This window comes from Chryseobacterium sp. KBW03 (genome assembly GCF_003852415.1).
GTDB lineage: Bacteria > Bacteroidota > Bacteroidia > Flavobacteriales > Weeksellaceae > Chryseobacterium > Chryseobacterium viscerum.
Map to the genome: position 1 here is coordinate 1 of NZ_QAJO01000013.1, position 26,981 is coordinate 26,981.

At 36.8% G+C, this 26,981-nt stretch carries 21 protein-coding genes; 6 read left to right on the forward strand and 15 right to left on the reverse strand.

Annotated elements, in window-relative coordinates; genetic code table 11:
- The 13 genes from DBR39_RS21180 to lpxB form a co-directional block, all read right to left on the reverse strand.
- Positions 1–3,605, reverse strand: a 3,605-nt coding sequence (locus DBR39_RS21180; protein ID WP_185147240.1) for a GEVED domain-containing protein, incomplete at its 3' end; no start/stop codon positions are given.
- A 168-nt stretch (positions 3,606–3,773) separates the two neighbouring features.
- Complete coding sequence (locus DBR39_RS21185) at positions 3,774–6,299, reverse strand: reprolysin-like metallopeptidase (RefSeq protein WP_228447888.1); 2,526 nt, start codon at positions 6,297–6,299, stop codon at positions 3,774–3,776.
- Between the two features lie 57 nt (positions 6,300–6,356).
- On the reverse strand, positions 6,357–6,776 hold the full coding sequence (locus DBR39_RS24495; RefSeq protein WP_228447889.1) for a hypothetical protein: 420 nt from the start codon (positions 6,774–6,776) through the stop codon (positions 6,357–6,359).
- A gap of 180 nt (positions 6,777–6,956) precedes the next feature.
- Positions 6,957–7,622 (reverse strand): DUF6048 family protein, encoded by a 666-nt coding sequence (locus DBR39_RS21190; protein ID WP_124536457.1) that lies wholly within the window; start codon positions 7,620–7,622, stop codon positions 6,957–6,959.
- A complete protein-coding gene (locus DBR39_RS21195) occupies positions 7,588–8,043 on the reverse strand; it encodes a DUF6452 family protein (protein ID WP_228447890.1) in 456 nt (151 codons plus the stop codon). The genes DBR39_RS21190 and DBR39_RS21195 overlap by 35 nt, the downstream gene beginning before the upstream one ends.
- Before the next feature lie 55 nt (positions 8,044–8,098).
- Positions 8,099–9,505: a 23S rRNA (uracil(1939)-C(5))-methyltransferase RlmD gene (gene rlmD / locus DBR39_RS21200; protein WP_124536461.1), complete on the reverse strand. Its 1,407-nt coding sequence runs from the start codon at positions 9,503–9,505 to the stop codon at positions 8,099–8,101.
- A gap of 160 nt (positions 9,506–9,665) precedes the next feature.
- On the reverse strand, positions 9,666–11,207 hold the full coding sequence (locus DBR39_RS21205) for a TlpA family protein disulfide reductase (RefSeq protein ID WP_124536464.1): 1,542 nt from the start codon (positions 11,205–11,207) through the stop codon (positions 9,666–9,668).
- A gap of 309 nt (positions 11,208–11,516) precedes the next feature.
- Positions 11,517–12,284 (reverse strand): succinate dehydrogenase/fumarate reductase iron-sulfur subunit, encoded by a 768-nt coding sequence (locus DBR39_RS21210; RefSeq protein ID WP_124536466.1) that lies wholly within the window; start codon positions 12,282–12,284, stop codon positions 11,517–11,519.
- 24 nt (positions 12,285–12,308) lie between these two features.
- Positions 12,309–14,321, reverse strand: a complete 2,013-nt coding sequence (locus tag DBR39_RS21215) for a fumarate reductase/succinate dehydrogenase flavoprotein subunit (protein ID WP_124536468.1) — start codon at positions 14,319–14,321, stop codon at positions 12,309–12,311.
- A gap of 15 nt (positions 14,322–14,336) precedes the next feature.
- A complete protein-coding gene (locus DBR39_RS21220) occupies positions 14,337–14,999 on the reverse strand; it encodes a succinate dehydrogenase cytochrome b subunit (RefSeq protein ID WP_103232034.1) in 663 nt (220 codons plus the stop codon).
- Positions 15,000–15,145: 146 nt separating this feature from the next.
- Entirely contained in the window at positions 15,146–16,924 is a 1,779-nt protein-coding gene (locus DBR39_RS21225) for a ComEC/Rec2 family competence protein (protein WP_124536469.1), read from the reverse strand.
- Positions 16,925–17,060: 136 nt separating this feature from the next.
- Positions 17,061–18,152 carry a glycoside hydrolase family 99 protein gene (locus DBR39_RS21230; protein WP_124536472.1) on the reverse strand — a complete coding sequence of 364 codons (1,092 nt, stop codon included), beginning with the start codon at positions 18,150–18,152 and terminating at the stop codon, positions 17,061–17,063.
- 40 nt (positions 18,153–18,192) lie between these two features.
- Positions 18,193–19,296 carry a lipid-A-disaccharide synthase gene (lpxB, locus tag DBR39_RS21235; protein ID WP_124536474.1) on the reverse strand — a complete coding sequence of 368 codons (1,104 nt, stop codon included), beginning with the start codon at positions 19,294–19,296 and terminating at the stop codon, positions 18,193–18,195.
- Between the two features lie 78 nt (positions 19,297–19,374).
- Here lpxB and DBR39_RS21240 point away from each other — a divergent pair, with 78 nt between their 5' ends.
- The 3 genes from DBR39_RS21240 to DBR39_RS21250 all read left to right on the forward strand — a co-directional run bounded on the left by DBR39_RS21240 (position 19,375) and on the right by DBR39_RS21250 (position 21,886).
- Positions 19,375–19,884, forward strand: coding sequence for a DUF2480 family protein (locus tag DBR39_RS21240; RefSeq protein WP_109739043.1), 510 nt, complete (start codon positions 19,375–19,377; stop codon positions 19,882–19,884).
- Between the two features lies 1 nt (position 19,885).
- Entirely contained in the window at positions 19,886–21,145 is a 1,260-nt protein-coding gene (locus tag DBR39_RS21245; protein WP_124536476.1) for a protein O-mannosyl-transferase family, read from the forward strand.
- 81 nt (positions 21,146–21,226) lie between these two features.
- Positions 21,227–21,886: a DUF937 domain-containing protein gene (locus DBR39_RS21250; protein ID WP_124536478.1), complete on the forward strand. Its 660-nt coding sequence runs from the start codon at positions 21,227–21,229 to the stop codon at positions 21,884–21,886.
- Between the two features lie 59 nt (positions 21,887–21,945).
- Here DBR39_RS21250 and DBR39_RS21255 read toward each other — a convergent pair whose 3' ends face one another.
- Positions 21,946–22,065, reverse strand: coding sequence for a 30S ribosomal protein THX (locus DBR39_RS21255; RefSeq protein WP_124536480.1), 120 nt, complete (start codon positions 22,063–22,065; stop codon positions 21,946–21,948).
- A 242-nt stretch (positions 22,066–22,307) separates the two neighbouring features.
- Complete coding sequence (locus DBR39_RS21260) at positions 22,308–23,702, reverse strand: MATE family efflux transporter (protein ID WP_124536482.1); 1,395 nt, start codon at positions 23,700–23,702, stop codon at positions 22,308–22,310.
- Positions 23,703–23,814: 112 nt separating this feature from the next.
- On the opposite strand from DBR39_RS21260, the gene DBR39_RS21265 reads away from it, so the two are divergent.
- The 3 genes from DBR39_RS21265 (at position 23,815) to DBR39_RS21275 (ending at position 26,842) form a co-directional block, all read left to right on the forward strand.
- Positions 23,815–24,177, forward strand: coding sequence for an ankyrin repeat domain-containing protein (locus DBR39_RS21265; protein WP_124536484.1), 363 nt, complete (start codon positions 23,815–23,817; stop codon positions 24,175–24,177).
- Between the two features lie 137 nt (positions 24,178–24,314).
- Positions 24,315–26,069 carry an aspartate--tRNA ligase gene (aspS, locus tag DBR39_RS21270; RefSeq protein ID WP_124536486.1) on the forward strand — a complete coding sequence of 585 codons (1,755 nt, stop codon included), beginning with the start codon at positions 24,315–24,317 and terminating at the stop codon, positions 26,067–26,069.
- A gap of 44 nt (positions 26,070–26,113) precedes the next feature.
- Positions 26,114–26,842: a glutamine amidotransferase-related protein gene (locus DBR39_RS21275; RefSeq protein ID WP_124536488.1), complete on the forward strand. Its 729-nt coding sequence runs from the start codon at positions 26,114–26,116 to the stop codon at positions 26,840–26,842.
- Positions 26,843–26,981 lie beyond the last annotated feature (139 nt).

Consider the following 26,981-nt stretch of genomic DNA (forward strand, 5'->3'; position numbering starts at 1 on the left):
AGGTTATTAACTAATGACGGTACTTCTGTCCAGCTTGGAATACCTACTTTTCTATATCTAAGAACATAGGTTGCTCCCGGGAATGGATCCCATTTAACCTCGGCTGATGTTGGAAGCAATTGCGTAATGGTTAATCCCGGAGGAGGAATCTGACATATTCTTTCTGTTGTAAATACTTTAGGGTTAGAATATGGATTCAGAGTAGTTTCTCCGTTACACTGATTAGCAATCTGAACTTCATAAGTGGTGTAAGGCTCTAAAGGCGTTACACTTCCTAACACATACGTATTTGCGGGAGCTGCAGGTAAACTTATAATATTCCATGTTGTAGTTCCTACTTTTCTCCATCTCATAGTATAAGTAGAACTTGCTGCTAGCGGAGCCCATGTAATCAATGCTGTAGTTGGAGTAATATTACCCACGGTCACATTTGGAGGCGTTGGATCACATCGTGTCGTAAATGTCTTGATTGGAGTGGCTGTTCCCACAATATCTCCACAAATAGCGGCTACTTCTACTTCATAAGTCGTAGCAGGCGTTAATCCATTAATCACTAATGGAAGGTTACCCAATTGGGTAGAAGCATATACTTGTGTCCATGCTGTTGTTCCCTGAACTCTGTATCTTACCACATAACTTACTCCTGCTCCTGTAATGGTAACAGTTGCGCTTGTATGAGTGGTAGTAAATGTAGGGGCATTAGGCGTTGCATTGCTGCAAGGTCTTATTCTTACTCGGTAATCTTCTACTTCTCCATCTATTGCATTCTGACACATAATAGGAGCACTTGTACGTTTAATTACAACTCTCATCGTTGTTGTCAATGGCCCTGTATACGCTGTTGAAGGAACAGCAAAAGTGGCAGTAACCGGAGTTGTGGTATTGGCTGGAGAAATTAAGATTCTCTCAGCATCCGTGAACTGTCCGTTTCTGTCAAAGTCAATCCATGCTGTTACAGCATCGTTTCCTGTTGCACCCGTCCAACCTTTTGCTACGGAGATTTTATTATTTTGAGAATTAACATCTAAAGTAATAAGAGTCTCTGGAGTAGTATAGCTTATATAGTTAGTCTGTACTGAAGTATTATTCATTGGAGGAACTCCAAGATTCGAAGAGGTAACGGTTACATTCGAAATATGGTCATTCGTTCCAGTACCTATCATCGGGCAGTAAGACAACGGCGGTGTTGTAAATGCGACTGATGATGAATAAGATCCTGTAGAACCTCCGCAAGTGGTTGAAACCTGAACTTCATAATTCGTCTGTTCTGTAAGACCTGTAATTCCATAGAAGTTCTGACCAGCTGGTACAGTAGCGGTTTGCCAAACTCCACTTGGAGCAACTCTCCATCTCACATTATACGTAGCTCCTACAGTAGAAATCCATGATACAGTTGCTGTAGTAGCTGCAACATTGTTTACTGTAATACTCGTTGGAGGAGCTGTAGTACAAGGTTGAGAATCCACAAACCTTACCGCGTAATCTTCTACTTCTCCCTGAGTGAATGTTCCACAAGGGTTAGCATTATCGAAATATCTCATTACGACACGCATACGAGTAGGAAGAGTTCCTGTATATACATTACCACTCGCAACTGTCGGCACTGCAAAATTAGCTGTTACCGGAGTTGTTGTATTATAGGTAGTATTCAGAATCTTCTCACTTGTCTCAAATGTTCCGTTTCTGTTAAAGTCTACCCATGCTGAAACTGAATAAGATGTAGGAGAACCTGGCCAGTATTTGTTTACAGAAATTTTATTATTGGCAGAACCTCTTTCAAAAGTAACTACTCTTGTAGCATCTGTTGTATAATCTTTATATCCGTCCGATACTGAATTACTTATCATAATAGGCGTATTCGTCGGAGTAACTGTTACATTATTAATATAACCGCTTGTAGCAGTATTACTTGTAGGAGAAGCTGTACAATAAGTAAGAGGTGGAGTTGTAAAGTTCACACTTGGTGAGAACGCTCCTGTAGTACCTCCACAAACCGTAGCTACCTGAACTTCGTATGCAGTCTGTTCTAATAATCCTATAAGTAATTGATTACTTACCAAAGGTGTATTCACCGTAATCTGCTGCCATGCACCAGAAGGAGAAACTCTGTATCTTACAATATAAGTAGCTCCTGTAGCTGACGTCCAAGTAACATTAGCTGTTGAAGGGGTTACATTATTTACAATGATATTAGAAGGTGGGGCCGTAGTACATGCTGATAAATCAATAAGTTTTACTGCATAGTCTTCCGTCTCACCATAAGAATAAGTACCACAAGCAGCAATAGGGCTGTATTCATTCATTACAACACGCATTCTTGTAGTCAGGTTTCCGGTATAAACACCACCTCCAGCGTTTGGTATAGTGAATGTACCTGTTACCGGAGTTGTCGTATTACTTGGAGAAGTTAATACTCTTTCACTCGCTTCATAAATACCATTACGGTTAAAGTCAATCCAAACTCCCGTTAAGAAGCTATATTGATAATCTGGCCATGCTTTTGAAACTGAAACAGTAGCAGTACCACCTCTTACCAAAGTAACTAATCTTGTAGGGTCTGCACTATAATCTGTGTAACCACTTTGAGCAGAGTTGCTTACCATAGAAGGAGCTCCTTGTGCATTGACAGAAACCTGGTTGATATAACCATCAATAAAAGTACTTGTCGCTGCTGAAGCACAATAACTAAGTGCTGGAGTCGTAAAAGTTACTCCAGCAGAAAACGCTCCCTGAGTACCACCACAGACAGTAGCCACCTGGACTTCATACTGGGTCTGTTCTGTCAGTCCCGGAATTGTCGCACTCCCCGAAAGAGGGGCCGTGACGTTAATTTGCTGCCATGCGCCAGCAGGTAAACTTCTATATCTTACAACATAAGTAGAACCTGTAGCGGTATACCAGTTAACAACTGCTGATACAGTAGTTATATTGTTCACTGTGATATTCGTAGGCGGTGCTGCAGTACATGGAGTCAGCTGATGACTCACCAACTGTACTCTCGGAATATCCGAATACCTATCTGATGCCGAAGGAGGCGAGGCAGGATTTGGGTTTGTGGTATCTTCATAATAGAGAATACCTCTATTAGCTCCTGCATTATAAGATCCCCAAGCTGTACCTGGCGATGATGAATAACCTGATGTTTTTTCATTTACAGCAATCACAAGGTTATCAGTTCCATTCCAAATAAACGGAGTAGTCAACTGAAGAGTTACCCAGTTTCCATTGGTTATGGTAGGCAAATCTCCGGTATACACCTGGGTTAAAGAACCCAACGGAATCCAGTTTGTATTGCTTGAAAAACTATTTTGGGTAGTATTACCCATGTAAACGACCCAATCCTTATAACTATCCTGAGGAGTTGATAAGGTGTTTACATAAAACTTTACGGCCGTGATATAGGTCGACGTACCAATGGCAGTCGAAACTTCCGCAGCTGTATAAATTTGCTGGGAATAGCTATATCCATAATAGGAACGTATGGGGAGATACACTGAGGTACCTGTTCCTGTCCCGATCTGGCCTGCCTGGGCTGAGACCTTTGATACAAAGCCTGTACAGATCAAACAGAGAAACAGAATTAAAGAGGTAAAGAGTTTCTTCATAATGTTTTCATTATTAATATTAATCATACAAATCTAAACATTTTTTATTATTAATTTATAGGTACAATTAGCTTTTTTTTGAAAAAAAACAACAATATCTCCACTTATGCCTTAAATAAAGAAATCCCCGGGATAGCCCGGGGATTTAATAATATTTAAAGGTTATTTCTATTTCTTGATGAATTTTGATTTGAATTGCTCAATACCTTTATCATCTATTGTAATTACATATCCTCCTTTAACTAATGCTGAAACATTAATTTTTCCATTATTGATATTTCCACTATCTATCAGTTGTCCAGGAGCACTATAAATTTTATAGGTAGCTCTATCTGAAACTTTAGTAATATTTAGAATATCAGTTGCAGGATTTGGATAGATCTGAATACCATTATTTTTAACAGAAGTCTCAGAAGTAGCAAGGCTACCTGTAACAACTACGTTATAATCTTCAACCTCTCCATAGTAGAAATTAGTTCCACAAGCAAATGAAGCTGGAATCGGGAATCCCGCATTACTTGCTCCTGCATAGAATGCAAGAACTCTCATTCTTAATGGCTGGTTTTCTACCGCACTTACAGGAACTGTAAATGATCCATTATATACACTTGTAGCTACAGTTGTAGTTGGAACATTTAATACAGCTTCATTGCTTTCAAAAACTCCATTTTTGTTAAAGTCGATATATACAGCAGCTACATCATTAACATCTGCTTTTCCTACTGTAACAGATATAGGATAAGTAGATCCTTTAGTAAGGTTAACCTGAAGAGCTGAATTCGTTGTATAGTTTGAATATGTTGATGCTGCAGTAGTGTTGTTAACATTATTAAGAGTTACATTTGAAATATACTCCTCAGTAGTTAACAATGTTGATGCCGCACAATAAGTAATAGCAAGTGTAGTGAAGTTAACAGATGCAGAATAAGTTCCTACTGTAGTACCACAAACTAAAGCAACCTGTACTTCAAAGTTTGTACCTTCTGCTAAACCAGTTAAGTTAATAGAAGGAACTGCAGAATCAACCTCACTCCATGTAGTTGTACCCACTTTTCTGTAACGTACTTTATATGTTGCTCCTGTATACGCCATCCATGAAACGTTACCAGAAGTATTACTAATGTTACTTACTGCTACATTTGTAGGTGCAGCAGAGCTACAAGCAGAAAGTGGTCCTATTGTAACAGGTCCTACTGCATAGAAAATATTTCCTATCGCAGAAACTCTTACTTTAATGATCTGTCCGTTTAAAGAAGAAGGGAATGTAAAGTTTTCAGTTCCATCATTTGGAGTTGAAGCAGCTAATACAGTCCAAGTTGTTCCGTTATCCGTAGTATAATCAATCTTAACATTTGCTACGTTATATGGAGCAGCATTAGTATTAGCAACAAGCCATTGAATAGGCGTAGATGTATTTACATCAGCATATTGATTTGCTAACTTGAATGGCCCTGTATCTCCAACAACAACTGTCTGAACTGCAAAATTAGTTTGCTGTTGTGCAATATTTGGATTATTATCTCTTACTGTCACTGCAAAATTTGTAGTTCTTGATAATGCAGAAACTGATTCCCAAGTATTATTAGCATTATTCAATACACCGTTCATCACAGATGTAAAGCTTGGAAAATATCTTGTTGGGTTAGTTCCTGTAGACTTAGATCTAAATGTTGCACCAGTAGTCGTGTTACCTAAAATATTTTTATTAATAACAGCAGCAGCGTTATCTACTTCTTCCCACACATAAGTAAGTGGATCGTTTTCAGCATCTGTAGCTGAAGCCGTAAGTACAAATGCTGTACCTTTAGGAATATTAAATGTTGGCAACGAAGCAATTACAGGTGGATTGTTAGGAATCGGTGTTTCTATATCACAAGTTTTCTCATTCAGGTTTTCCTGAATCTGATCAATGCTTGCAATATGGAAGTAAGGATCTGAATGTGGCTGTACATCATAACTAGCTCCTGTAATACCAGCATATCCCATAATGGTAGACCCTGAACCTGGCTCCATGTTTACCCCTGCTCCTTCAATACTATGAGAGAATGTATGATTTGCTCCCAACTGGTGTCCCATTTCGTGAGCCACATAGTCGATATCAAAATTATCTCCGGATGGTGGGTATGTTGCAGATGGATTCACACTTCCTGTAGCAGGAGATGTAATTCCTGATCCTTTTCCTTCTGGCTCAGCAGTAGTAGGACTTATACAAACGCAACCAATACAACCTGCGTTTCCTCCTCCCCCTGAAGCTCCAAACAAGTGACCAATATCATAATTTGCCTCAGTTACAACTGTTGTCAATTGGTTTTGTAATTCAGTATTCCATGTACCTGGAGGCGCTGTTGCGCTGGTAACAGAGGCATATGGATCTGTAGTAGGGTTATCAAAAATAAGAGCTGGATAATTTAACACATTTAAGTGTAATGCAAAGTCTTTTTCAAATACTCCATTTACTCTTGATATGGTGTTGTTTATCTGTGCCCATGCACCCGCAACTCCTCCAAAAAACTGAGTATACTCTCCCGTAACAGACATTGCCAATCTCATTGTTCTGTATTTCTTGTCAGAATTTTTAGCAAAACTGGTTGGTTGATTAGCAATAGATTTACCTTTTTTTAATAAAGCATCTATTTGTTTTTTAGAAGCTGGGCTTTCTTCAGTTGAGCATATAAATCCATTTGGATTCTTCATCGTTTTAGGATGCACTGCGTATACACTCTTATCAGTAGTTAAAGGCTCAATAAACTCTTATTTGTCTCCATCTATAATCATAGACTGAAGTTCATTAGGAGAAACACTGAATCTTAAATATTTACTAGGGTCTTCAACACTTGTTCCCACGTAAGAACCTAGCTCATACTTATCAGCAATTTCTTTTGCCAGAACAGGAAAGCTAAATACTTTGAATCTTTCTATCCTCCCATCAACAGTTGGAAGAGAAATAATCACTGGAGCTGCATTTGGCCCCATCTCTTGAGCATTCTTCAATTGAGATCTTAGTGAAGCTAAGTCTAATTTATAATACCCGTTTTCTCTTACACCAGATTTCTCTACTGTAAAAGTTCCTCTTTTTTTGTTGTCTACTTTATTAAATGAAGTAGGAGTCCATTGTCCGAACGCCGCTCCACCTATTAAAGTACACACCAAGGCAGTAAATACTCTTTTCATAAATTAAATAACAATTATAATTTCCGCCAAATATAACTATTTTATAATTTACTCGAATAATATAAGTTGATATTTTTTAACATAATATATATAATATATAGATTCATTAAAAAAAATACAAACTTTAGACATGTCTAAAGTTTGTATTCTATATATTATAAAAGTTAATAATTAATATTTCTAAAACTTATATGCGATATTCCATGCAAATCCCATATTGAATTTTGATGAACTTTTTCCGAACCCCGGAACTATCATTGGAGTGATATCATCCTGCTTAGAGGTGTATACCATATATCTCGGCTGAAGATTTACATCAATATAGAAGTTGGAGCTAAATAACTGCACTCTACCTCCTATGGTTCCTTCCAGCCAAAAAGAAGACTGAGATGAGGAAGGAAAGGCCTCAGAAGAACTACTTCCGCCGAATCCTCGAACGGGAATTGCCATATACTCCTGGTTATAGAAAGACCCGGCAACTTTTCCTCCGGCATAAAATCCGTTGAATTCATTTTCGGCATCCTTTGCCAGCATATAAAACGCTCCCAGCTTAACAAAAGGACCACTTGCTTTAGCATCATACCCATTCTTCTGGTATACATTCTTTTCAAAACCTGCTTCTGCAATGGCATGAACATTCCCTCTGATTTTTGAAGAAATAAATCCCTGATACAGTTTTCTGTCCGAAAAAAATCCGGCTCCGGTATTCAATACATCAAGGCCAACCATAAAATTGGGTTCATATTTTTCATGAACCTTCTTCTCTGCTTCCTTTTTTTTGTCCTGTGCCCAGCTTATTACTCCAAATAAACTAAAAAGAAAGGTAAAGATTAGTCTTGTCTTCATTCTCTATTTGATTTTGTCCGATTTCCACCTTTTGAACAGGATTCGGAGTTACTAATTCTGAAGTTAAATTCTCATAATACTTCTTGATCCCGCATCCCGGAGATACGTAGGTAGACTTTGTAGTATAACTGACCCTTACTTTAGATTCCACTCCCTTAGATTTAAGTTTGAAATAAACGTCCGTATAAGGTGAATTGTCAACACGTAAAGGAATTAATCTGGAATCAATTTTTGCAAGCCCACCCAGATCCACTTTTCCTGCACCGTAATCTACTGCTACATACAACGAATCCAATGTCGTTTCCTTCCCTCCATTTGACAGAGATCTGAAAGCTATCTTCATTCTGGGAGTTCCTTCTCCACTTTCGCAAATATCATCGTCTCCGCCACAGGAAAAAAGCATTCCTAAAAAGCAGATCATTATGAGAAATTTAAAATACTTCATATTAAGATTTGAAATTCAAATTTAAATAAATTTATTTTTTAATCAGCAATGCAATGTTCTCAACATGGTGTGTCTGTGGGAACATATCTACCGGAAGGATCTTTACTAAAGTATAGTGGTCTTTCATCAAAGCAAGATCTCTCGCCTGCGTTGCTGAGTTGCAGCTTACATAAACTACTTTTTCCGGTGAAAGTTTTAAGATCTGTTCTACCACTTTCTGGTGCATTCCGTCTCTTGGTGGGTCTGTAATTAAAACATCTGCTTTTGGATGATTTTCTAAAAACTCGTCATTAAAGACGTTTTTCATATCTCCACAATAGAAAGTTGTGTTGGTTAAACCATTCAGTTCAGCATGTTCGATTGCTGCATCGATTGCTTCCTGTACAGATTCAATTCCGATAACCTGTTTTGCATTTCTTGCCACGTATTGAGCAATCGTTCCAGTTCCTGTGTATAAATCATAAACAACTTCATCGCCTTTTAGATCGGCAAATTCAAGCGTTTTTCTATATAATTCTAAAGCTTGTTTGTAATTGGTTTGAAAGAAAGATTTTGGTCCGATTTTAAATTTCAATCCGTCCATTTCTTCCATAAGGTAACCTTCTCCGAAATACACATTGATATTTAAATCATAAATAGAATCATTCTGTTTAGGATTAATAGCATACACCAATGTTTTTATCTGTGGGAACTGCTCCAACAAATAATCAAAAAGCTGAGTGCGGTTTTCTCTTTCTTCTCTGTAAAGCTGGAATAAAACCATCCATTCTCCTTTAGAGTTTTGTCTCATCATTAAAGTTCTCAGGAAACCTTTCTGCTCTCTCACATCAAAGAAATCTAACCCTTTATTCTCAGCAAATTTTTTGACTGCCAAACGAATTGCATTCGACGGATCTTCCTGAAGGAAACATTCTTTTAAATCCAAAATCTTGCTCCACATTCCCGGAATATGGAAACCAAGCGCATCTCTGCTTCCGAAGTTTTCTTCAGAACTGATTTCGTATTGAGTTAACCATCTTGCATTAGAAAAAGAAAATTCCATTTTATTTCTGTAGAAATATTGTTCTTCAGCGCCTAAAATTGGAACCGTTTCAAAATCTTCAATTCCTCCGATTCTTTTAATATTATTGTAAACTTCTTCTTGTTTAAAATCAAGCTGCTTTTCGTAGCTCATATTCTGCCATTTGCAACCACCACAAGTTCCGAAGTGAATACATTTTGGATCAACTCTGAATGGTGATTTCTCAACGATTTCTTTTACTTCAGCCTCAAAATATTTTGACTTTGATTTTTTAACTCTTGCATTTACAACGTCCCCGGGAATCGCACCGGAAACCAAAACAGTTTTCCCTTCTTCAGTTTTTCCGATAGCTACACCTTTTGCTCCTGCCGCGAAAAGCTTTATATTTTCAAGAATTACATCTTTCTTCTTTCTCATATCAATTTCTTGTGACGAAGACAGCTTTCTACTCTATACTTCATCTATTTTCTATTTTTTCTAATAAACTTTAAAACCTTTCAGTTCTAATTTCGTTTGCAAAAATACAATAAAAAAAACCTTATCCGAAGATAAGGTTTCTATACTGTGTTAAAGTTTATTATTTTGTTGGAGCCGGCTGCGGATTTGCAGGTTGTGGAGCTTGCTGCATTGCAGAAGGGTCAAGCTGTAATTGTGGCTGCATCTGCATATTGGGTTGTGCTTTCGGAGCAGAAAGCCCAGTCTGCTTATCAAGAACTGTTACCAGTTCCTGCTCACCAAGATTCACAAAAGATCTGCTGGCAATTTTACCGTCTTTATCGATGATTACAAAGCAAGGTAATTTGAATCCGTATACACCATATTTCTTGGCAATATCAGAATTCAGACCTCCTTCTCCGTAAACATTTACTCCTTGAATTCCTTTTAAAAGAGAATTGCTTGTTTTAATAAACTGATCTTTTGTATCATCTACGTTTACAAATACAAAATTCATTTTAGATTTATAGAAGTTTACTACTTCTTTTAATACAGGTACTGTAGCTTCGCTGATGTAAGGATTCCATGAAGCATAGAAGAATACCATATAAGGTTTTCCTTTGTTTTCAGAAAGCTTATACGCTTTTCCGTCCTGTTTTGTTAAAGCTGCATCTGGAGCTGCTTCTCCAATTTTAAGACCTGTAATTGCTACCTGCATTTTTAAAAGATCACTTTTAATAGTAGCATCTTTGATATCTGAATCAATGATTTTTTTAATCTTGTCAATGTTTGCCGCTGGACTTGTTGGATGAATATCCGCCTGAGCCATTACAAACGCTAAAAGATAATCTTTTGCAGTCTGAGATAAATCTTTCTTAGTTTTTAAATATTGAGCGAACATCTCAGAAGTTGTAACTCCGGTTTTCCCTTTGCTGTTTGCTTCTGCATACTTCTGAAAATCAGGAGTCATTTTTACAAGAAGATATTGTCTGTAAAGAGGGATCGTTTTCACCATCGCTTCTTTGTCAGTTTCCAGTTGAGTTTCATAATCTTTGAAAGCTTTAGAAGCTTTATAAGATGGATTCCCTGACATTGGTCCGTGAGACATTTCATAGTTGGCAAGCAAGTTAAGAATAGTTACTTTCACGTCGTTTTTCTTCCACTCTAAAAGTCCTTTGCTTGGGTTGTTTTTCTTTGCAAGATCATCAACATTTTTATTAATGTCTGCTTCAACTTTATGCATTCCTTTTAGAAAAGCTGCTTCGTCTCCGCTCATTAATGCTCCTAAATTCACTTTGCTGCCATATTCTGCAAGGAATTTCATAGTTGCTGTAAGGAAATCATTATTCTTTTTAGCGTCTCCAGTAATTACGTATTCACTTGGGAAAGTAGTTCCGTTTCCTGAAATATTTACTTTTTGTCCTCCTTCAAGATAGATCAGGTTTTGTCTGCCTGCATAGTTGATTACGTACATTCCGTCTTTAGGAGCATCGAAGCTTCCTGAGAAATTTCCGTCTTTATCTAAACCAATATTAACCAAAGGCAGGGTTCCTACTCCTGAAGCTTCTACAAATTCAATTCTTTCTAATGATGAGCTTCCGGTAATTTTCCCTTTTACTTCTACTTTTTTTGAACAAGACATCACAAAAACTGTGATGATAAACAATAAAAGATATTTTTTCATTTCAATTTTTAATATTACACAAAAATAAGCTTTTTAGGGCTTGTTAATTCACACTAATTATTTTTTTTAAAAATTTTATTATTACGGTTCAAAAGGGATATTCCAATTATTTCATGGTTCTCTTTTGTCACGGTAAGACGTTTTTGAAAGTTTTTGAAAAAACGATTCAACTACCCTTCAAATATATACTTATTAAATAAAGAATGACTCAAATCTATCAATAAGTTAACAAACTTTAACAAGGCTATGCCTTTCATAAAAAAATCGCCTCCAAAAATGAAGGCGATTTTTTATGTATTTGAATCAATTCTATCCTTGATCTACAAGAGCAGCCATATATTCTCTGTTCATTCTAGCGATGTTTTCAAGAGAAATACCTTTAGGACATTCTACTTCACATGCTCCGGTGTTTGAACAGTTTCCGAATCCTTCTTCGTCCATAGCTTTTACCATGTTCAGAACTCTTCTCTTCGATTCCACTCTCCCTTGAGGAAGTAATGCATATTGAGAAACTTTAGCTCCTACGAATAGCATTGCAGATCCGTTTTTACATGTCGCTACACAAGCTCCACATCCGATACAAGCAGCCGCATCCATTGCTTTGTCTGCATCTTCTTTTGGAACCGGAATTGCGTTAGCATCCAATGTATTACCGGAAGTATTTACAGAAATGAAACCTCCTGCTGCCATTACTCTGTCGAATGCGCTTCTGTCTACCATCAAGTCTTTGATAACAGGGAAAGCAGCACTTCTCCAAGGTTCAATAACGATCGTTTCACCATCTTTAAACATTCTCATGTGAAGCTGACAAGTCGTGATACCCGTATCAGGACCGTGCGCTCTACCATTGATGTAAAGAGAACACATCCCGCAAATTCCTTCACGACAGTCGTGATCGAAAGCGATAGGCTCTTTTCCTTCGTTGATAATGTTTTCGTTCAGAATATCCAACATTTCCAAGAAAGAAGAATCTGTAGAAACATCTGATATTTTGTAGGTCTCAAACTGACCTTTAGTTTTGCTATTTTTTTGTCTCCAAATTTTTAGGGTAAGATGAAGGCCTTTTTTTGCACTCATAATTATTTATTTATAGGTTGGAGATTATTTGTAACTTCTTGCTTTAACTTCAATGTTTTCGTAGATCAGCTCTTCTTTATGCAGAACTTCTGTTGTGATATCATCAGTCTGATATTCCCAAGCTCCTACATATTTAAAGTTGACATCGTCTCTTTCTGCTTCACCTTCAGGAGTCGCATGATCTTCTCTGAAGTGTCCGCCACAAGATTCATTTCTGTGTAACGCATCGATAGCCATTAATTGTCCTAGTTCGATAAAATCTGCCACTCTGAATGCTTTTTCAAGCTCAGTGTTCATTCCATCAGCATCACCAGGAACTTTCACGTCTTCCCAGAATTCTTTTTTCACCTGAGCAATTTCAGCAATAGCTTCTTTTAATCCTTCAGGAGTTCTTCCCATACCCACTTTATTCCACATGATGTGTCCTAGTTTTTTATGGAAATGATCTACAGAATGTGTTCCTTTATTATTTAAGAAGAAATCTACTTTTCCTTTAATATCTTTTTCAGCTTCATCAAATGCTGCTGAATTAGTAGGAATTGTTCCCGTTCTGATATCTGCAGAAAGGTAATCTGCAATCGTGTAAGGAAGAACGAAATATCCGTCCGCCAAGCCTTGCATCAAAGCAGAAGCTCCCAATCTGTTTGCTCCGTGATCAGAGAAGTTAGCTTCACCAATGACGAAACATCCAGGGATTGTAGACTGAAGGTTATAATCAACCCATACACCACCCATTGTATAGTGAACTGCAGGATAGATTTTCATTGGAGTTTTGTAAGGATCATCAGCTGTAATTTTTTCGTACATAACGAACAAGTTACCGTACTTCTCCTCAATCCAAGCTTTTCCTAAATCATAAATCTGCTGATCTGTAGGATTATGAATATGTTTTTCGATAGCGGCTTCTTTACCTTTTTTGATGATCTCTGTTGAGAAATCTAAGTAAACACCTTCTTTCGTTTCATTATTTTCGATTCCGAAACCAGCATCACATCTTTCTTTACCAGCTCTAGACGCAACGTCTCTAGGTACTAAGTTTCCGAATGCAGGATATCTTCTTTCTAAATAATAGTCTCTATCTTCTTCTTTAATATTTTCAGGTCTCAGTTTACCGTCTCTGATGGCAACAGAATCTTCAATCTTCTTAGGAACCCAAATTCTTCCTGAGTTTCTAAGAGATTCAGACATCAAAGTAAGTTTAGACTGCTGCGTTCCGTGAACAGGAATACAAGTCGGGTGTATCTGTACATAACAAGGGTTTGCAAAATACGCTCCTTTTTTGTGGATTTTCCAAGCTGCAGAAACATTGGATCCCATTGCATTGGTAGAAAGGAAATAAACGTTTCCGTATCCTCCTGAAGCGATTACTACAGCGTGAGCAGAATGTCTTTCGATCTCACCTGTTACAAGGTTTCTTGCAATAATTCCTCTTGCTTTTCCGTCAACAATAACAAGATCCAACATCTCGTGACGGTTGTACATTTTGATTCTTCCTTTACCGATCTGACGGCTCATTGAAGAATAAGCTCCTAATAATAGCTGCTGTCCTGTTTGTCCTTTTGCATAGAAAGTTCTTTTTACCTGAACCCCACCAAATGAACGGTTATCCAGCTGACCGCCGTAATCTCTACCGAAAGGAACCCCTTGGGAAACACATTGGTCAATAATATTTGCAGAAACTTCAGCTAATCTGTAAACGTTGGCTTCTCTTGCTCTATAGTCACCACCTTTGATGGTATCATAAAACAATCTGTAAGTAGAGTCACCATCACCTTGGTAATTCTTAGCTGCGTTGATCCCTCCCTGAGCTGCAATAGAGTGCGCTCTTCTTGGAGAATCCTGGTAGCAGAATGCTTTTACGTTATATCCTTGCTCAGCTAGTGTAGCTGCAGCAGAACCTCCTGCCAAACCTGTACCTACAACAATAATATCAATCTTATCTCTGTTGTTTGGTGCAACAAGGTTCATATGGTCTTTATGATTTTTCCACTTGTCTTTAAGAGGACCCGCTGGAATTCTTGAATCTAATTTACTCATACTAGTATATTGATATTATTGAGTTATAAAATGGTAAACTGCTACGATGATAAATCCTGCAGGAATAATGATAGAATACCATTTCCCGAAAGCTTTGATCACCGGAGTATATTTTGGATGTCTTGCTCCGATTGACTGGAATGAAGACTGAAACCCGTGAGCTAAGTGTAATCCCAATAAAACAAAAGAGATCACATACAGAGCCACTCTCCAAAGATCAGCAAACTTCTCATGAAGCTCGGGCCAGAAACGTTCTGCATCAGGAGTCAATCCGTCTACATACTTGTAATTAATTTCATGCAGCCAGAAATCATATAAGTGAAGCGCCAAGAAAGCTAAAATAACAGCTCCTGAAATAATCATATTTCTGGACATCCATGAAGAATTCACTGATGCGTTGTTTGCTGCATACTTTACCGGACGCGCTTTATTATTCTTGATCTCCAATACAAATCCCATCGCAAAATGGAAAATTACTGCAAAGCCAAGAATAGGCTGCATTAAGAACTGCACAAAAGGATTATAGCCCATAAAGTCAGATGCTGTATTGAACGCATCCTTATTCAGAACTGATAACAAATTGGTTGTCAAATGCAGTATAAGAAAAACCAGCAAAAACAGAGCTGATAATGCCATAGCGTATTTTCTACCTATCGTAGAACTCGTTAAACCTGCCATATAAGTTTAAATTTGAATTTCCCACAAAATTAAGAAATGTTAACAAGATCGAAAAGTGAGAAATCTCACAATTAGACAGTTTGTAATCTTTCTAAATAAGAATGATACACATTATAAGTGGAGGAAAACGTATAAATTATAGAGCATTATTTCAGATCATACACCTTATCTCTGAAAACGACTTGCTGAGTAGAGGGTAAAAAGGTTTTTATTTCAAAATAATCTACTCTTCTGGAAGCGCAGTAAGGACTCACAATATACTGTAAAACCTTTGTCTTATTTTCCCTATTTAAAATCCAGAAACAAACATTATTTCCCTTTTTTATTGAAAAAACTTTGCTTTTACTAAAGACATGAACCAACACCTCTTCTTTCTGATTTTCAGAGATATTATTTCCTACTCTTATCATCAGAAACACGGTAACAGCCATCATTAATCTCATAGAATTTTTAAAATTAAATTTTAAAATGGCTGGCCTCAATAAATAGATCGCTACCGATACGGAGAGAACCTCTATCCCATTCATAGAGATATTTTCAAAGAATAATAGGTCTATATCAGCAAACCAATGGATCATTTTCAACAATATCTGAATAATGAAATCATAGATCCCATTTATAAGTCCAAAGTCAATTCCACAGGAAAAAAGAGCGGTCATCAGGAATGAAAAAATGATAATTATTTCAGAGAAAGGAACAATAACAAAATTTGCAATGATGGATATGAATGAAAACTGATGAAAATAATACAATACTAAAGGAAGAGTTGCCATCTGCGCTGATAAAGATATGGTGATCGTATTAAACAGAATCTTTTTTAAATAATTGTCCTGCTTCGGAAAATGCTTCAAAAGAGGCTGATTCAACCAATATATCCCCAAAACAGCCAGAAAGCTAAGCTGAAACCCCACGTCAAAAAGCTGCTGTGTGTCTCCAATTAAAATAAAAAAAGCCGATAATGCCAAGGAGTGAAGCAGATCAGGTTTCCGCTGAAGCAACACAAATATAAAATAGACCGTCAGCATGATACAGGAGCGCAAAACAGAATTTCCAAATCCTATGAAAGCAGCAAACAACCAGATAAAAGACAAACTTAGAATAATCGCATATTTCCTGAACCTCAGGGGAATAAAACGGATCAGTAAAAAATAAAACATTCCGAAAATAACCACAATATGAGTTCCGGAAATAGCCAAAAAATGAATCAAACCAGACCTATTGAAATCCAGTATAGTATCTGCATCCATTTCTGTACGGTCTGCCAGAATAATACCTTTTAAAAATTCTTTGGTTCTCGCAGATATTCCAGCTTCATCAACCTTCCTGAGAACCGCAAGTCTATATTGCCGTAGTTTATCTGTAATTGTCAGATCATTCCGTTCTGCAGATACAATTTCTTCTGAAAGATAAATCTGGTAATCAATATGTCTTCTTTTCAGGTATTGAAAATAGTTAAATTGAAAATCATATTGGGGAGCTTTTGGTCGGGTTATATAACCTTCAGCTTTATAGTAATGAATAAAATCCAGCTCCCGATGAGTCTTAGGAATATAAAAAATTGAATTTAAAACCCCATTTCTTACCCTGGCTGTTCCTTCATACTTTCTATATTTTTCAGTAGAATTTAATTTTTGAGTGATTTTAAAAGTAACAGATTCTTTATCCTTTACAAGCAAATGAACATCCCTTGAAGAAGTAGTATAACCATGAAGAATAATCCCCGTTCCAAAGAACAAAAATGCAAGTAAAATAACTTTAATTTTGTGCAGAAAATAAGAATGAAAACATATTGCAGTGAGTATGGCCAGGCAAATCGCAATAACTAAATAAAATACAATTCCTGACAGTAGAATCTTATCCTGAAAAAGAATTCCAAGAATAAAAAATATTACCAGAATAAGGAGAGGCTGCTTTTGCAATTTCAATTAATTATCCTTGGAAAATAGATAATTAATCAATGATATACGATCTCTTAAACAGCTAAATAAGTGCTTTACTTTTTATCAAAACTATTAAAAGAGCACTTGATTTTTTACTATAAAATTAAAGTTTGAAAGTATGTTATTTCTTTTTCAAAAATTTATCCGTCAAACGCTTCGTTTCTTTGATATAAAACAAGGGATCTTTCCCATAATCTTCATATTTGAAGTTCCCCACTTTTTTAGGGATAGCCGGTTCTATTTGTGTCCCTTCATGCCATTCGTTGAATGATGTGATTCCAATGAAATCCGGGTTTACTTTGATGGCAGCATCAAACATATTTTCGTAATACTTACCACCATTTCTGCTTTTAAAATTCGCTTCGTTCCATGGACGTATTCTGGTATCTGAATAACCGGGACCTACACAAGGGATAAAAATCAGATGATGATCATTAGCATATTTGGATAAGAAATCCCAATTTGCCGTTGTGCTTCCATATACGAAACCTTCACTAGCAAAATAGGTATAGAAGCCATCAAAACCAGATGAATCAAAAAATTTAGCATCATCTTTCTCTACCCACAATCCAATGTAAAGAGCATCTAAATCTGTATTTCTAACCGTTTTTTCTCCATTTTTGGATAGCATTTTTGTCCATTCTTCTTTAGGAATTTTATAGCTGTCATATACGTAAAACAGTGGTTTACCATCTTTTTTATAAAACGCATGATGATGAGAATAGGTTTTTACAAGATAGGAAAGCTGTTCTTTTAATTCTGAAGTACTTTTATAGAACGGCTCAATGTGAAATGCAATTTTTAAATCAAAATGATCGGCAATATCCAGGTATTTGATGAGACTTTTATCGGTAAACGAATCTTTTCCAAGCCAGCTGACTACAACTACCCCTACACCGGATTCTTTGATCATCTTCATGTGTTTTTCAATGATCTTCGGGTCATTAGAACTATAATTTCCAAGGGCAGGATAAAAATTTGCCCCAATATCATCACCCCCTTTATGATGCCCCAAATTATTCCACTTCGGATTGCTCCAGTGAGGAATAATCTCATGGTTCCAGTGCTGATAACTTCCGTCATTTGCTGGATTTCCGTACCATCCATAATAGAATATCTGGACTTTATCTCTTGAACTGTTCTGCTGGGCAAAACTTTTTGAGAAAAACAGGGTAAATGCCAATAATAAAAGAAAGCGGACAGAATAATTCATAGTTAAAAAGCAGATTAAATTCTTAAATGTTCGATAACAATTATACCTTTAAAATTACCTCAGCAGCATGCTCACTGGCTCCTTTCCCGCCAAGTTTTTCTCTTAAAAGAGTATAATCATTCAGGACCTGTTCTCTTTTTTCTCCGGTGAGGATTTTGTGAAGTTCTGCTACCAGATTTTTAGTGTTCAGATCATTTTGAATTAATTCTTTAACAACTTCTCTATCCATGATCAGATTGACAAGGGAAATATAATTGATATTTTTAACTAATCTTTTAGCAATAGCATAGGAAATTTTGCTTCCACGATAGCAAACTACTTCAGGAATATTCAGCAGAGCGGTTTCCAGTGTCGCTGTTCCGGAAGTCACAAGAGCAGCTTTGGAGCACCTCAGCAAATCATATGTTCTATTGGATACAAAATGAACATTGTCATCAACATATTTTTGATAAAATTCTTTAGGAAGACTAGGGGCACCGGCAATGACAAACTGATAGTCTTTAAAATGAGGTCTCACAGAAAGCATTATCTCAAGCATCTTCTCAACCTCCTGTTTTCTGGAACCGGGTAAAAGGGCAATAATTTCTTTTTCGTTCAGCCCGTTTTCCGATTTGAATTTCGCAGTGCTGATTTCTTTCAGATCAGAAATAGCATCCAGCAAAGGGTGGCCTACAAAATGGGAATGCACTCCATGCTTTCTGTAAAACTCTTCTTCAAAAGGAAGAATTACCATCATTTCATCCACATATTTTTTAATCGTCTCTACCCTGCCCTCTTTCCAGGCCCAAAGTTGTGGCGAAATATAGTAAACAACTTTGATTCCCAATTCTTTGGCAAATCTGGCAATCCTAAGATTGAAACCCGGATAATCTACCAAAATCAAAACATCAGGTTTATTATTCAGGATATCTTCTTTACAGATTTTAATATTATTCAGAATTGTGCGTAGGTTCATCACCACTTCCAGGAATCCCATAAAAGCCAGGTCCCGATAATGTTTCACCAGTGTTCCGCCCTGAGCTTTCATCAGATCACCACCCCAGAATCTGAATTCTGCATTTGGATCTTTCTGCTTTAAGGCTTTCATCAAGTTGCTGCCGTGCAAATCACCGGAAGCTTCTCCTGCAATAATGTAATATTTCATTTCTATAGTAAGGATAGAGAACAAATTAAAATAGATATGATCTTAATTCGTAAATTTGTTCAAAGATAATGATAAAAAATGTCAGAAGAATTTGAAATACGGAATAAAGTTGCAGAAAGCGGCCTTATCAATTTTGACCTTACCACTTTACTTCCAAAGGGGGAAAGAAAAGGGATTGACCTTAAAGATTTCCTTTTCCAGGAAATGATCCTGAAAGAAAAAGATTTTCGCGAAAAGGTAGATGCCATCGATACTGAACAATACAAAGACGCTTATATATACATCTACAATTCTGTGGATACTATTATCCCGCTTTGGGCTTATTTTGTATTGACAGCAAAGATAACCGACGTTGCAAAAAAAGTAGTGTTTGGAAACCGTGAGGATCTTGAAGTTATTTTAATGCACAATGCCATCCAGACTCATGATTTTGAGGAGATGAGAGGAAAAAGAGTCCTTGTAAAAGGCTGTTCAGATAAAGAAATTCCGGAAAATGCTTATATAGAGTTGGTAGAACAATTAAAACCTATTGTAAAATCTCTGATGTTCGGAGAAGCCTGTTCTAATGTCCCTATCGTAAAGAATTAATATGAACAAATATTTATCAGCCGTATTTGTGTTTATTATTTTTCTTGGGATTTATTATATTGGAAGTTTTTCAAAAATTCCTTTCGCAGACTGTGTAGGATTTGTTCTCTCAGCAGAAAAGGAAGAATGGGCAGTGGTGGCTGATGCTACAAGTCATTTTTTATATATAAATACCGTTATTTTAATTAAAAACCTGATCGGTATGAGTGCCATTGAGGCAAGCCGGTTTTTGGTTGTCTCGTCAGGTGCAGCCACTGTTTCTGTAATTTATCTGACTGTAAAAACCATTTCAAAAACAGAATGGGCATCCCTTACGGCTGCTTTTGTTTTTGGTTTCAGTTTCTCATTTTGGAGAAATGCGGAAATAGTGGAAGTATATACCTATAACTCTCTCTGGGTAAGCCTTTTTTTCTTTTCAGTTATAAAAAGTTTTACAGAAAATAAGAGAATCTATGTATTGCTGAGCAGCCTATTTTTAGGAATCAGCTTATGGGTTCACATCCAAAACATTTTGCTAATACCCGCCTTACTGATCTTTTTATTTTATTTCAGAAGCGAAAGAAAATATGCAATGGCTTCACTATTTATTTTTGCAGCATTGTTTGGTTCTTTATTTATTCTAAATATTTCCCAGGGGCTGCCTTTCAACTCACCATACAGCTCTGATCAGGGAACCTGGGTGGAAGATTCTTTGAAAAAAAGCACAATTCAGTATGTGAAGGATTTTTTCCAATCTTTTGTTTACCTGATATATAATTTCAATCTATTTACCTATTTCGGAGTCGCAGGTATTCTGCTTTTATACAAGACTCATAGAAAAATGTTTTTTGTCTTTGCTGTCGGGGCAGTATGTGTATACGGGTTTTCTACGTTTTATGCCGTATCAGATAATTATGTTTTCTTTTTACCCTTCAATATAATTTTTGCTTTGTCAATCGGGTATGGTCTTTCTTCTGCAAAGTATGCCCGTTTAAGAAAGTTTTCATGGGTATGCTTACTGATTCCTGTGGGGTATCTTCTCTTTTACAACGTTATACTTTTAACAGATAAAGGAAAAGAATTTCATGCATTTAAGGAATACAAAGGTGGTCTGGATTATTATGCTCTTCCATGGATGAATAATAATGTAGGCATTCTGGAGTTCACTATTGACAAGAAGCAAGCTCCTGAACCTATCGAATGGATGACAATAAGTGCCCTAGAATACATAAAGGTATTAAAAAGCAAAGGGTACACGGAAGAACAGATCCGAAAACTTTAACAATAATTATGAGAGGCGGTCATTTTATGAGGCATATTTTTTGATAACTTTGGTTCACTTAATACTTAATAAACACAAAAAATGAGTTTAATCGACCTACTTACAGGGAACACAGGCAATCAGGTTGCCGAACAAGCTGAGAACAAATTCGGGATCAGTAAAAATCAGGTAATCGCCTTATTAGCAGTAGCTACCCCTCTTATTATTTCTTATCTTAGAAATAAGTCTCAGGATGCTAAAGAAGCAGAAGCTTTAAACAGTGCTCTAGATAAAGATCATAACGGAAGTATCTTGAACGACGCTTCTCAGATTGAAGCCAGACAGAATGAAGGAGGATCTATTCTTGGTCATATTTTTGGTGACCAGAAAAGTACTGTTGAAAATCAATTGTCACAGAATACTGGAATTTCAATAGACAAAATCGGTCCTATTCTGGCAATGCTGGCACCCGTAGTAATGGGTTATATTGGACAGCAGAAACAACAGAGTAATGTAGGAGCAGGTGGTTTAGGAGATCTTTTAGGAGGAATTCTGGGGAATGCTTCCAACCAGGCTCAGTCTCAGCAGTCTAATCCTTTAAATGACATTCTTGGAAGTGTTTTAGGAAACGGCGGACAATCTCAATCATCAGGAAATCCACTGAACGATATACTAGGAAGTGTATTGGGTGGTGGAAACCAACAGCAACAAGGCGGCGGTGGTTTAGGCAGCATCCTTGGTAATATTCTTGGAGGAAAATAATTAATTTAATTTCATAAAAAAAGACCGGAGAGATGATCTTCGGTCTTTTTTATTTTTGATTATTTTTTAGATTTTTCTTCAGAAGTTGCAAAAGATTTTGATGCTTTTTTAGGCCTTCTTTTACCATAACTTCCGGAATTGATTTTTCCTCTTCTTGATTTTTTGTCTCCTTTTCCCATAGTAATATGTATTTGTTATACTACGAATTTAAAGAATACAGTTCTAAAATCCAATTAATGAAGCTGTTAAAGTTTTATAAATTAGGAAGGGAAGCTGGAGGAAGGAGGCTGGAAGTTACTATCAGGTTACTATTTTCTATACTCAACCAGCAGATCACTTGTCTATTTTTCCATTTTGTTAACAAAAGCCAGCTTAAATATTTCAAGCTGCTAGTACTTCCCTCTTCCAGCTTCCATCCTTTCTAAACTTTTATAGTTTTCCATTTTCCTTTTTTAAATAAAATAAATGCGACTACTGTAATCAAGGTTTCTGCAGCAGGAATTGAAATAAAAACACCTTTCGGTCCCATATCCAGATGCTTTGATAAAAAATATGCCAACGGAATCTGAAACAGCCAGAAGCCAAAAAGATTCACCCATGTAGGGGTCCAGGTATCACCAGCTCCATTAAAGGCGTTGATCATTACCATACCGATTCCATAGAAAATAAATCCTGTACTCATGATCTGAAGAGCATTTTTAGCAAAATCCTTAATGGCTGCATCCTGAGTGAAAAAACCGACTAAGAAATCACCCATGAAAATAAATATCAGACTGACCAACAACATAAAGATGGCATTATATTTTACCGTCTTCATCACCGACTGTTCTGCTCTCAACATTTCATGGGCTCCCATATTCTGTCCTACCAGTGTAGAAGCGGCATTACTCAGTCCCCACGCTGGAAGTATAAAGAACATCATCAATCTTAAAGCCGTCTGATAACCTGCTGAAGCATTCTCCCCTCCTGTTGTCGCTACAAGCTCTGCAAGAAAGATCCAGCTGCATGAAGCAATGACAAACTGAAAAATTCCCGGTGTTGCAATTTTTACAATAGATTTGATTAATTCCGAACTCGGTTTAAAATAAGAAAGTTTAATACGGATTTGGGTATCGGCAACTAAAAGATGATACAACTGGTAAATCACCCCGATACTACGGCCTATTGTTGTTGCCAAAGCAGCTCCGGTAAGTCCTAAAGCAGGGACAGGTCCTAAACCCTTGATCAGGATCGGACAAAGAATAATATTGGCAATATTTGCTATCCATAAACTTTTCATGGCGATCATTGCATTTCCTGCACCTCTGAAAATACCATTAATTAAAAATAAAAGCATGATGATCGTACTGCTCCCCATCATAATTCTGGTAAAGTCTTTTCCATAGGCTGCTGCTGCCGGTTTTGAACCCATCAGGATCAGAATTTCTTCGGCATAAACCACTCCCAGTAAACTTAAAATAAAAGTAATAATAAATGAGACCAGCAATACCTGCGCAGCACTTCTGGAAGCCTGTTCCGGATTTTTCTCACCAATTCGTCTTGCCACCAAAGCTGTTGCCGCCATACTCATCCCAATCGCAATAGAGTACATTATAGAAAGTACAGATTCGGTGAGCCCTACCGTCTGAATTGCAAAACCACTTTCTTTCAGGTGGCCGACAAAATAGAGGTCAACAAGTGCAAATACAGATTCCATAGCCATTTCCAACATCATGGGAATCGCTAAAAGCAGGACAGCACTTCTGATATTCACTTTCGTAAAATCAGTTTCTTCCCCACTGAATGCTTTTTTCAAAAACTCAACATATTTTGTCATTTCGCAATCAATAATTTATGTAATCCCAAAAATACAAATCCAATTATTAACAAAACTTAGCAATTGGTAATAAAATTTAATTTAGATTTGTATATTCTTAAAAATTATCCTTATGAAAAAAATAATCTCTACTACCTTTCTATTTGGAATATTACTGTCTGGCAGCATGTTATCTGCCCAGAAGATGACTCAGGAAAAGATGAAAGCTATTTATTCTGATGATATAGCAACATTTAAAAAACAGTTTGCCCCAGGAGATTACAACAAATGCTTCCTCGTTGGAGATATACTTTATTCGCCACTTGGTTTCAGTGTAATGTCTGACAGAAAGAACATTATCAACTTCCTGTTGGCCAACAAAGCCAATGTTAATAAAAAATGTCAGAACAGAACACCTCTTGAAGTAGCTGATGAAACAAAAGGTACTGAAGAAATTAAGAAAATTCTGATAGAAAAAGGCGGTAATAGAGATTAAAAAACCTGAAAACAATATACGAAACTTCCGAAAGGAAGTTTTTTTTATTTATAAAACCTGCAAAAATCTTATCTTTGCCAACGAAAAATTCGAGGTTCGGAATTGAACCTTAAACATTGAACTTTAAACAAATAATTATGTTTCGATCACACACCAACGGAGAGCTATCTCTGAAAAATCTGAATGAAGAAGTTACACTGTCAGGATGGGTACAAACTATCCGTGATAAAGGATTTATGATTTGGGTAGATCTTCGAGATCGTTACGGAATTACCCAGCTGGTTTTTGATCAGGAGCGTTCTTCTGCGCAATTGATGGAAGAGGCTAAAAAATTGGGACGTGAATTTGTGATTCAGGCTACCGGAAGAGTTATTGAAAGAGTTAGCAAAAACCCGAATATTCCTACAGGGGAAATTGAAATTCTTGTAGAAAAACTGACTATTCTGAATGAATCTCAGCTGCCTCCTTTCACTATTGAGGATGAAACAGATGGTGGTGAGGAATTGAGAATGAAATACCGTTACCTGGATATCAGAAGAAACCCGGTAAAAGATAAACTGATCTTCCGTCACAAAATGGCACAGAAAGTAAGAAATTATTTATCTGAAGAAGGTTTCATTGAAGTGGAAACACCTGTTTTGATCAAGTCTACTCCGGAAGGAGCAAGAGACTTTGTTGTACCAAGCAGAATGAATCCGGGACAGTTTTATGCATTGCCGCAATCTCCACAGACTTTCAAACAACTTTTGATGGTAGGTGGAATGGATAAATATTTCCAGATTGTAAAATGTTTCCGTGATGAGGATTTAAGAGCCGACAGACAGCCGGAATTTACACAAATCGACTGTGAAATGGCTTTCGTAGAACAGGAAGACGTTATGAACGTATTCGAAGGAATGACTAAAACTCTTATTAAAGATATTACAGGTCAGGAATTCGGAGATTTCCCAAGAATGACTTTCGCAGATGCGATGAGAAAATACGGAAATGACAAACCGGATATCCGTTTCGGAATGGAGTTCGTAGAACTGAACGAGCTGGTAAAAGGAAAAGACTTTAAGATATTTGATGATGCAGAATTGGTTGTCGGAATCAATGTAGAAAGATGTGCAGAATATACAAGAAAGCAAATTGATGAACTTGTTGACTGGGTAAAGCGTCCTCAGATTGGAGCTTCAGGAATGGTTTGGGCAAAATTCCAGCAAGATGGAGTAAAAACCTCATCCGTTAACAAATTCTACAATGAAGAAGATCTGGCGAAAATCATTGAGAAATTCGGAGCAAAAGAAGGAGACTTAATGCTGATCCTTTCCGGAAACGAAAATAAAGTAAGAGCTCAGCTTTCTGCATTAAGAATGGAGCTTGGAAACCGTTTGGGACTAAGAAAAGGAAATGTATTCGCACCGCTTTGGGTAGTTGATTTCCCTTTATTGGAATTTGATGAAGAAAGTGGACGTTATCATGCAATGCACCACCCGTTCACCTCTCCAAAACCTGAAGATATCCACTTATTGGAAACAGATCCAGGAAAAGCAAGAGCAAACGCTTACGATATGGTTCTGAACGGAAATGAAATCGGAGGAGGATCTATCAGAATTTTTGATAAAGATCTTCAGTCTAAAATGTTTGATCTGTTAGGATTTACCAGAGAAGAAGCTGAAGCTCAGTTTGGATTTCTGATGAATGCTTTCAAATACGGAGCTCCGCCGCACGGAGGTTTAGCATTCGGGTTTGACCGTTTGGTAGCGATCCTTGACGGAAACGAAGTGATCAGAGACTATATCGCTTTCCCTAAGAACAATTCAGGACGAGATGTGATGATCGATGCACCTGCTTCGATTGCTGATGCACAGCTCGATGAATTAGAATTAAAACTGGACTTAAAAGCATAAATGTAAAGCGGGGCAAATGCCCCGCTTTTTTAAACACAAATACTATGATACAAAAAATTGCTATTCTGGGAGATTTCAATCCCATTCATTCCACACTTCACGCATTAAATGAAAGCACAAGAAGCATCCAAAAAAAATTAAATGTAGCTATTCAGTTTGACTGGATTTCTACTGATATATTTAATAATAAAATCGTTTTTGAGACCCAAAAGTATGCAGGACTTTGGATTGCCCCCGGAAGCCCATATCGCGATATGGAAAATGTTCTTCATGCAATAAAATATACACGAGTGAATAATATTCCTACTTTTGGAAATTGTGGCGGATTTCAGCATATGATTATAGAATTTGCAAGAAACATCTGCGGTATTCAGAATGCTGATCATGAAGAAACAAACCCAGATGGGAAAGATCCACTGATAAAAAAACTTTCCTGCTCCTTAAAAGGCGAACAGGAAAATCTTAAACTTATTGATAAAGATAGCTTTCTTTATCAAACCATCCATCAGGATAATATTATTGGGAAATACTATTGCAGCTACGGAATCAATGAAAAATACATTGATATTCTGACAGAAAACGGATTATCTCTCACTTCGGTATCTGAAGACGGAAATTATCGTTCATTTGAAATAAAATCCCATCCTTTTTTTGTTGGTACATTATTTCAACCTGCTCTAACTTCTACAGAAAATGAACCGAATCCAATTATCATGGAATTTGTAAAAAAATCTTTGGGACTAAGTGAGTTAGAAAGGATCAATAAAATGTAAAGCGTGGTATTTGCCCCGCTTTTTTTATATTCTAAATTACAGGAATCTTCAATTAACCCTGCAGTTACTAATGCTTTATACTGACCAGATTATTGTTGAAAAATAAGCATTCATGAGTTAGCATTATTTGCAGTCCATC

Bases quoted from the DNA above. Each gene is read 5' to 3' on its own strand.
- DBR39_RS21185 (WP_228447888.1), bottom strand. From the start codon at position 6,299: ATGAAGAATCCAAATGGATTTATATGCTCAACTGAAGAAAGCCCAGCT.
- DBR39_RS24495 (WP_228447889.1), bottom strand. From the start codon at position 6,776: ATGAAAAGAGTATTTACTGCCTTGGTGTGTACTTTAATAGGTGGAGCG.
- DBR39_RS21190 (WP_124536457.1), bottom strand. From the start codon at position 7,622: ATGAAGACAAGACTAATCTTTACCTTTCTTTTTAGTTTATTTGGAGTA.
- DBR39_RS21195 (WP_228447890.1), bottom strand. From the start codon at position 8,043: ATGATCTGCTTTTTAGGAATGCTTTTTTCCTGTGGCGGAGACGATGAT.
- rlmD (WP_124536461.1), bottom strand. From the start codon at position 9,505: ATGAGAAAGAAGAAAGATGTAATTCTTGAAAATATAAAGCTTTTCGCG.
- DBR39_RS21205 (WP_124536464.1), bottom strand. From the start codon at position 11,207: ATGAAAAAATATCTTTTATTGTTTATCATCACAGTTTTTGTGATGTCT.
- DBR39_RS21210 (WP_124536466.1), bottom strand. From the start codon at position 12,284: ATGAGTGCAAAAAAAGGCCTTCATCTTACCCTAAAAATTTGGAGACAA.
- DBR39_RS21215 (WP_124536468.1), bottom strand. From the start codon at position 14,321: ATGAGTAAATTAGATTCAAGAATTCCAGCGGGTCCTCTTAAAGACAAG.
- DBR39_RS21220 (WP_103232034.1), bottom strand. From the start codon at position 14,999: ATGGCAGGTTTAACGAGTTCTACGATAGGTAGAAAATACGCTATGGCA.
- DBR39_RS21230 (WP_124536472.1), bottom strand. From the start codon at position 18,152: ATGAATTATTCTGTCCGCTTTCTTTTATTATTGGCATTTACCCTGTTT.
- lpxB (WP_124536474.1), bottom strand. From the start codon at position 19,296: ATGAAATATTACATTATTGCAGGAGAAGCTTCCGGTGATTTGCACGGC.
- DBR39_RS21240 (WP_109739043.1), top strand. From the start codon at position 19,375: ATGTCAGAAGAATTTGAAATACGGAATAAAGTTGCAGAAAGCGGCCTT.
- DBR39_RS21245 (WP_124536476.1), top strand. From the start codon at position 19,886: ATGAACAAATATTTATCAGCCGTATTTGTGTTTATTATTTTTCTTGGG.
- DBR39_RS21250 (WP_124536478.1), top strand. From the start codon at position 21,227: ATGAGTTTAATCGACCTACTTACAGGGAACACAGGCAATCAGGTTGCC.
- DBR39_RS21255 (WP_124536480.1), bottom strand. From the start codon at position 22,065: ATGGGAAAAGGAGACAAAAAATCAAGAAGAGGAAAAATCAATTCCGGA.
- DBR39_RS21260 (WP_124536482.1), bottom strand. From the start codon at position 23,702: ATGACAAAATATGTTGAGTTTTTGAAAAAAGCATTCAGTGGGGAAGAA.
- DBR39_RS21265 (WP_124536484.1), top strand. From the start codon at position 23,815: ATGAAAAAAATAATCTCTACTACCTTTCTATTTGGAATATTACTGTCT.
- aspS (WP_124536486.1), top strand. From the start codon at position 24,315: ATGTTTCGATCACACACCAACGGAGAGCTATCTCTGAAAAATCTGAAT.
- DBR39_RS21275 (WP_124536488.1), top strand. From the start codon at position 26,114: ATGATACAAAAAATTGCTATTCTGGGAGATTTCAATCCCATTCATTCC.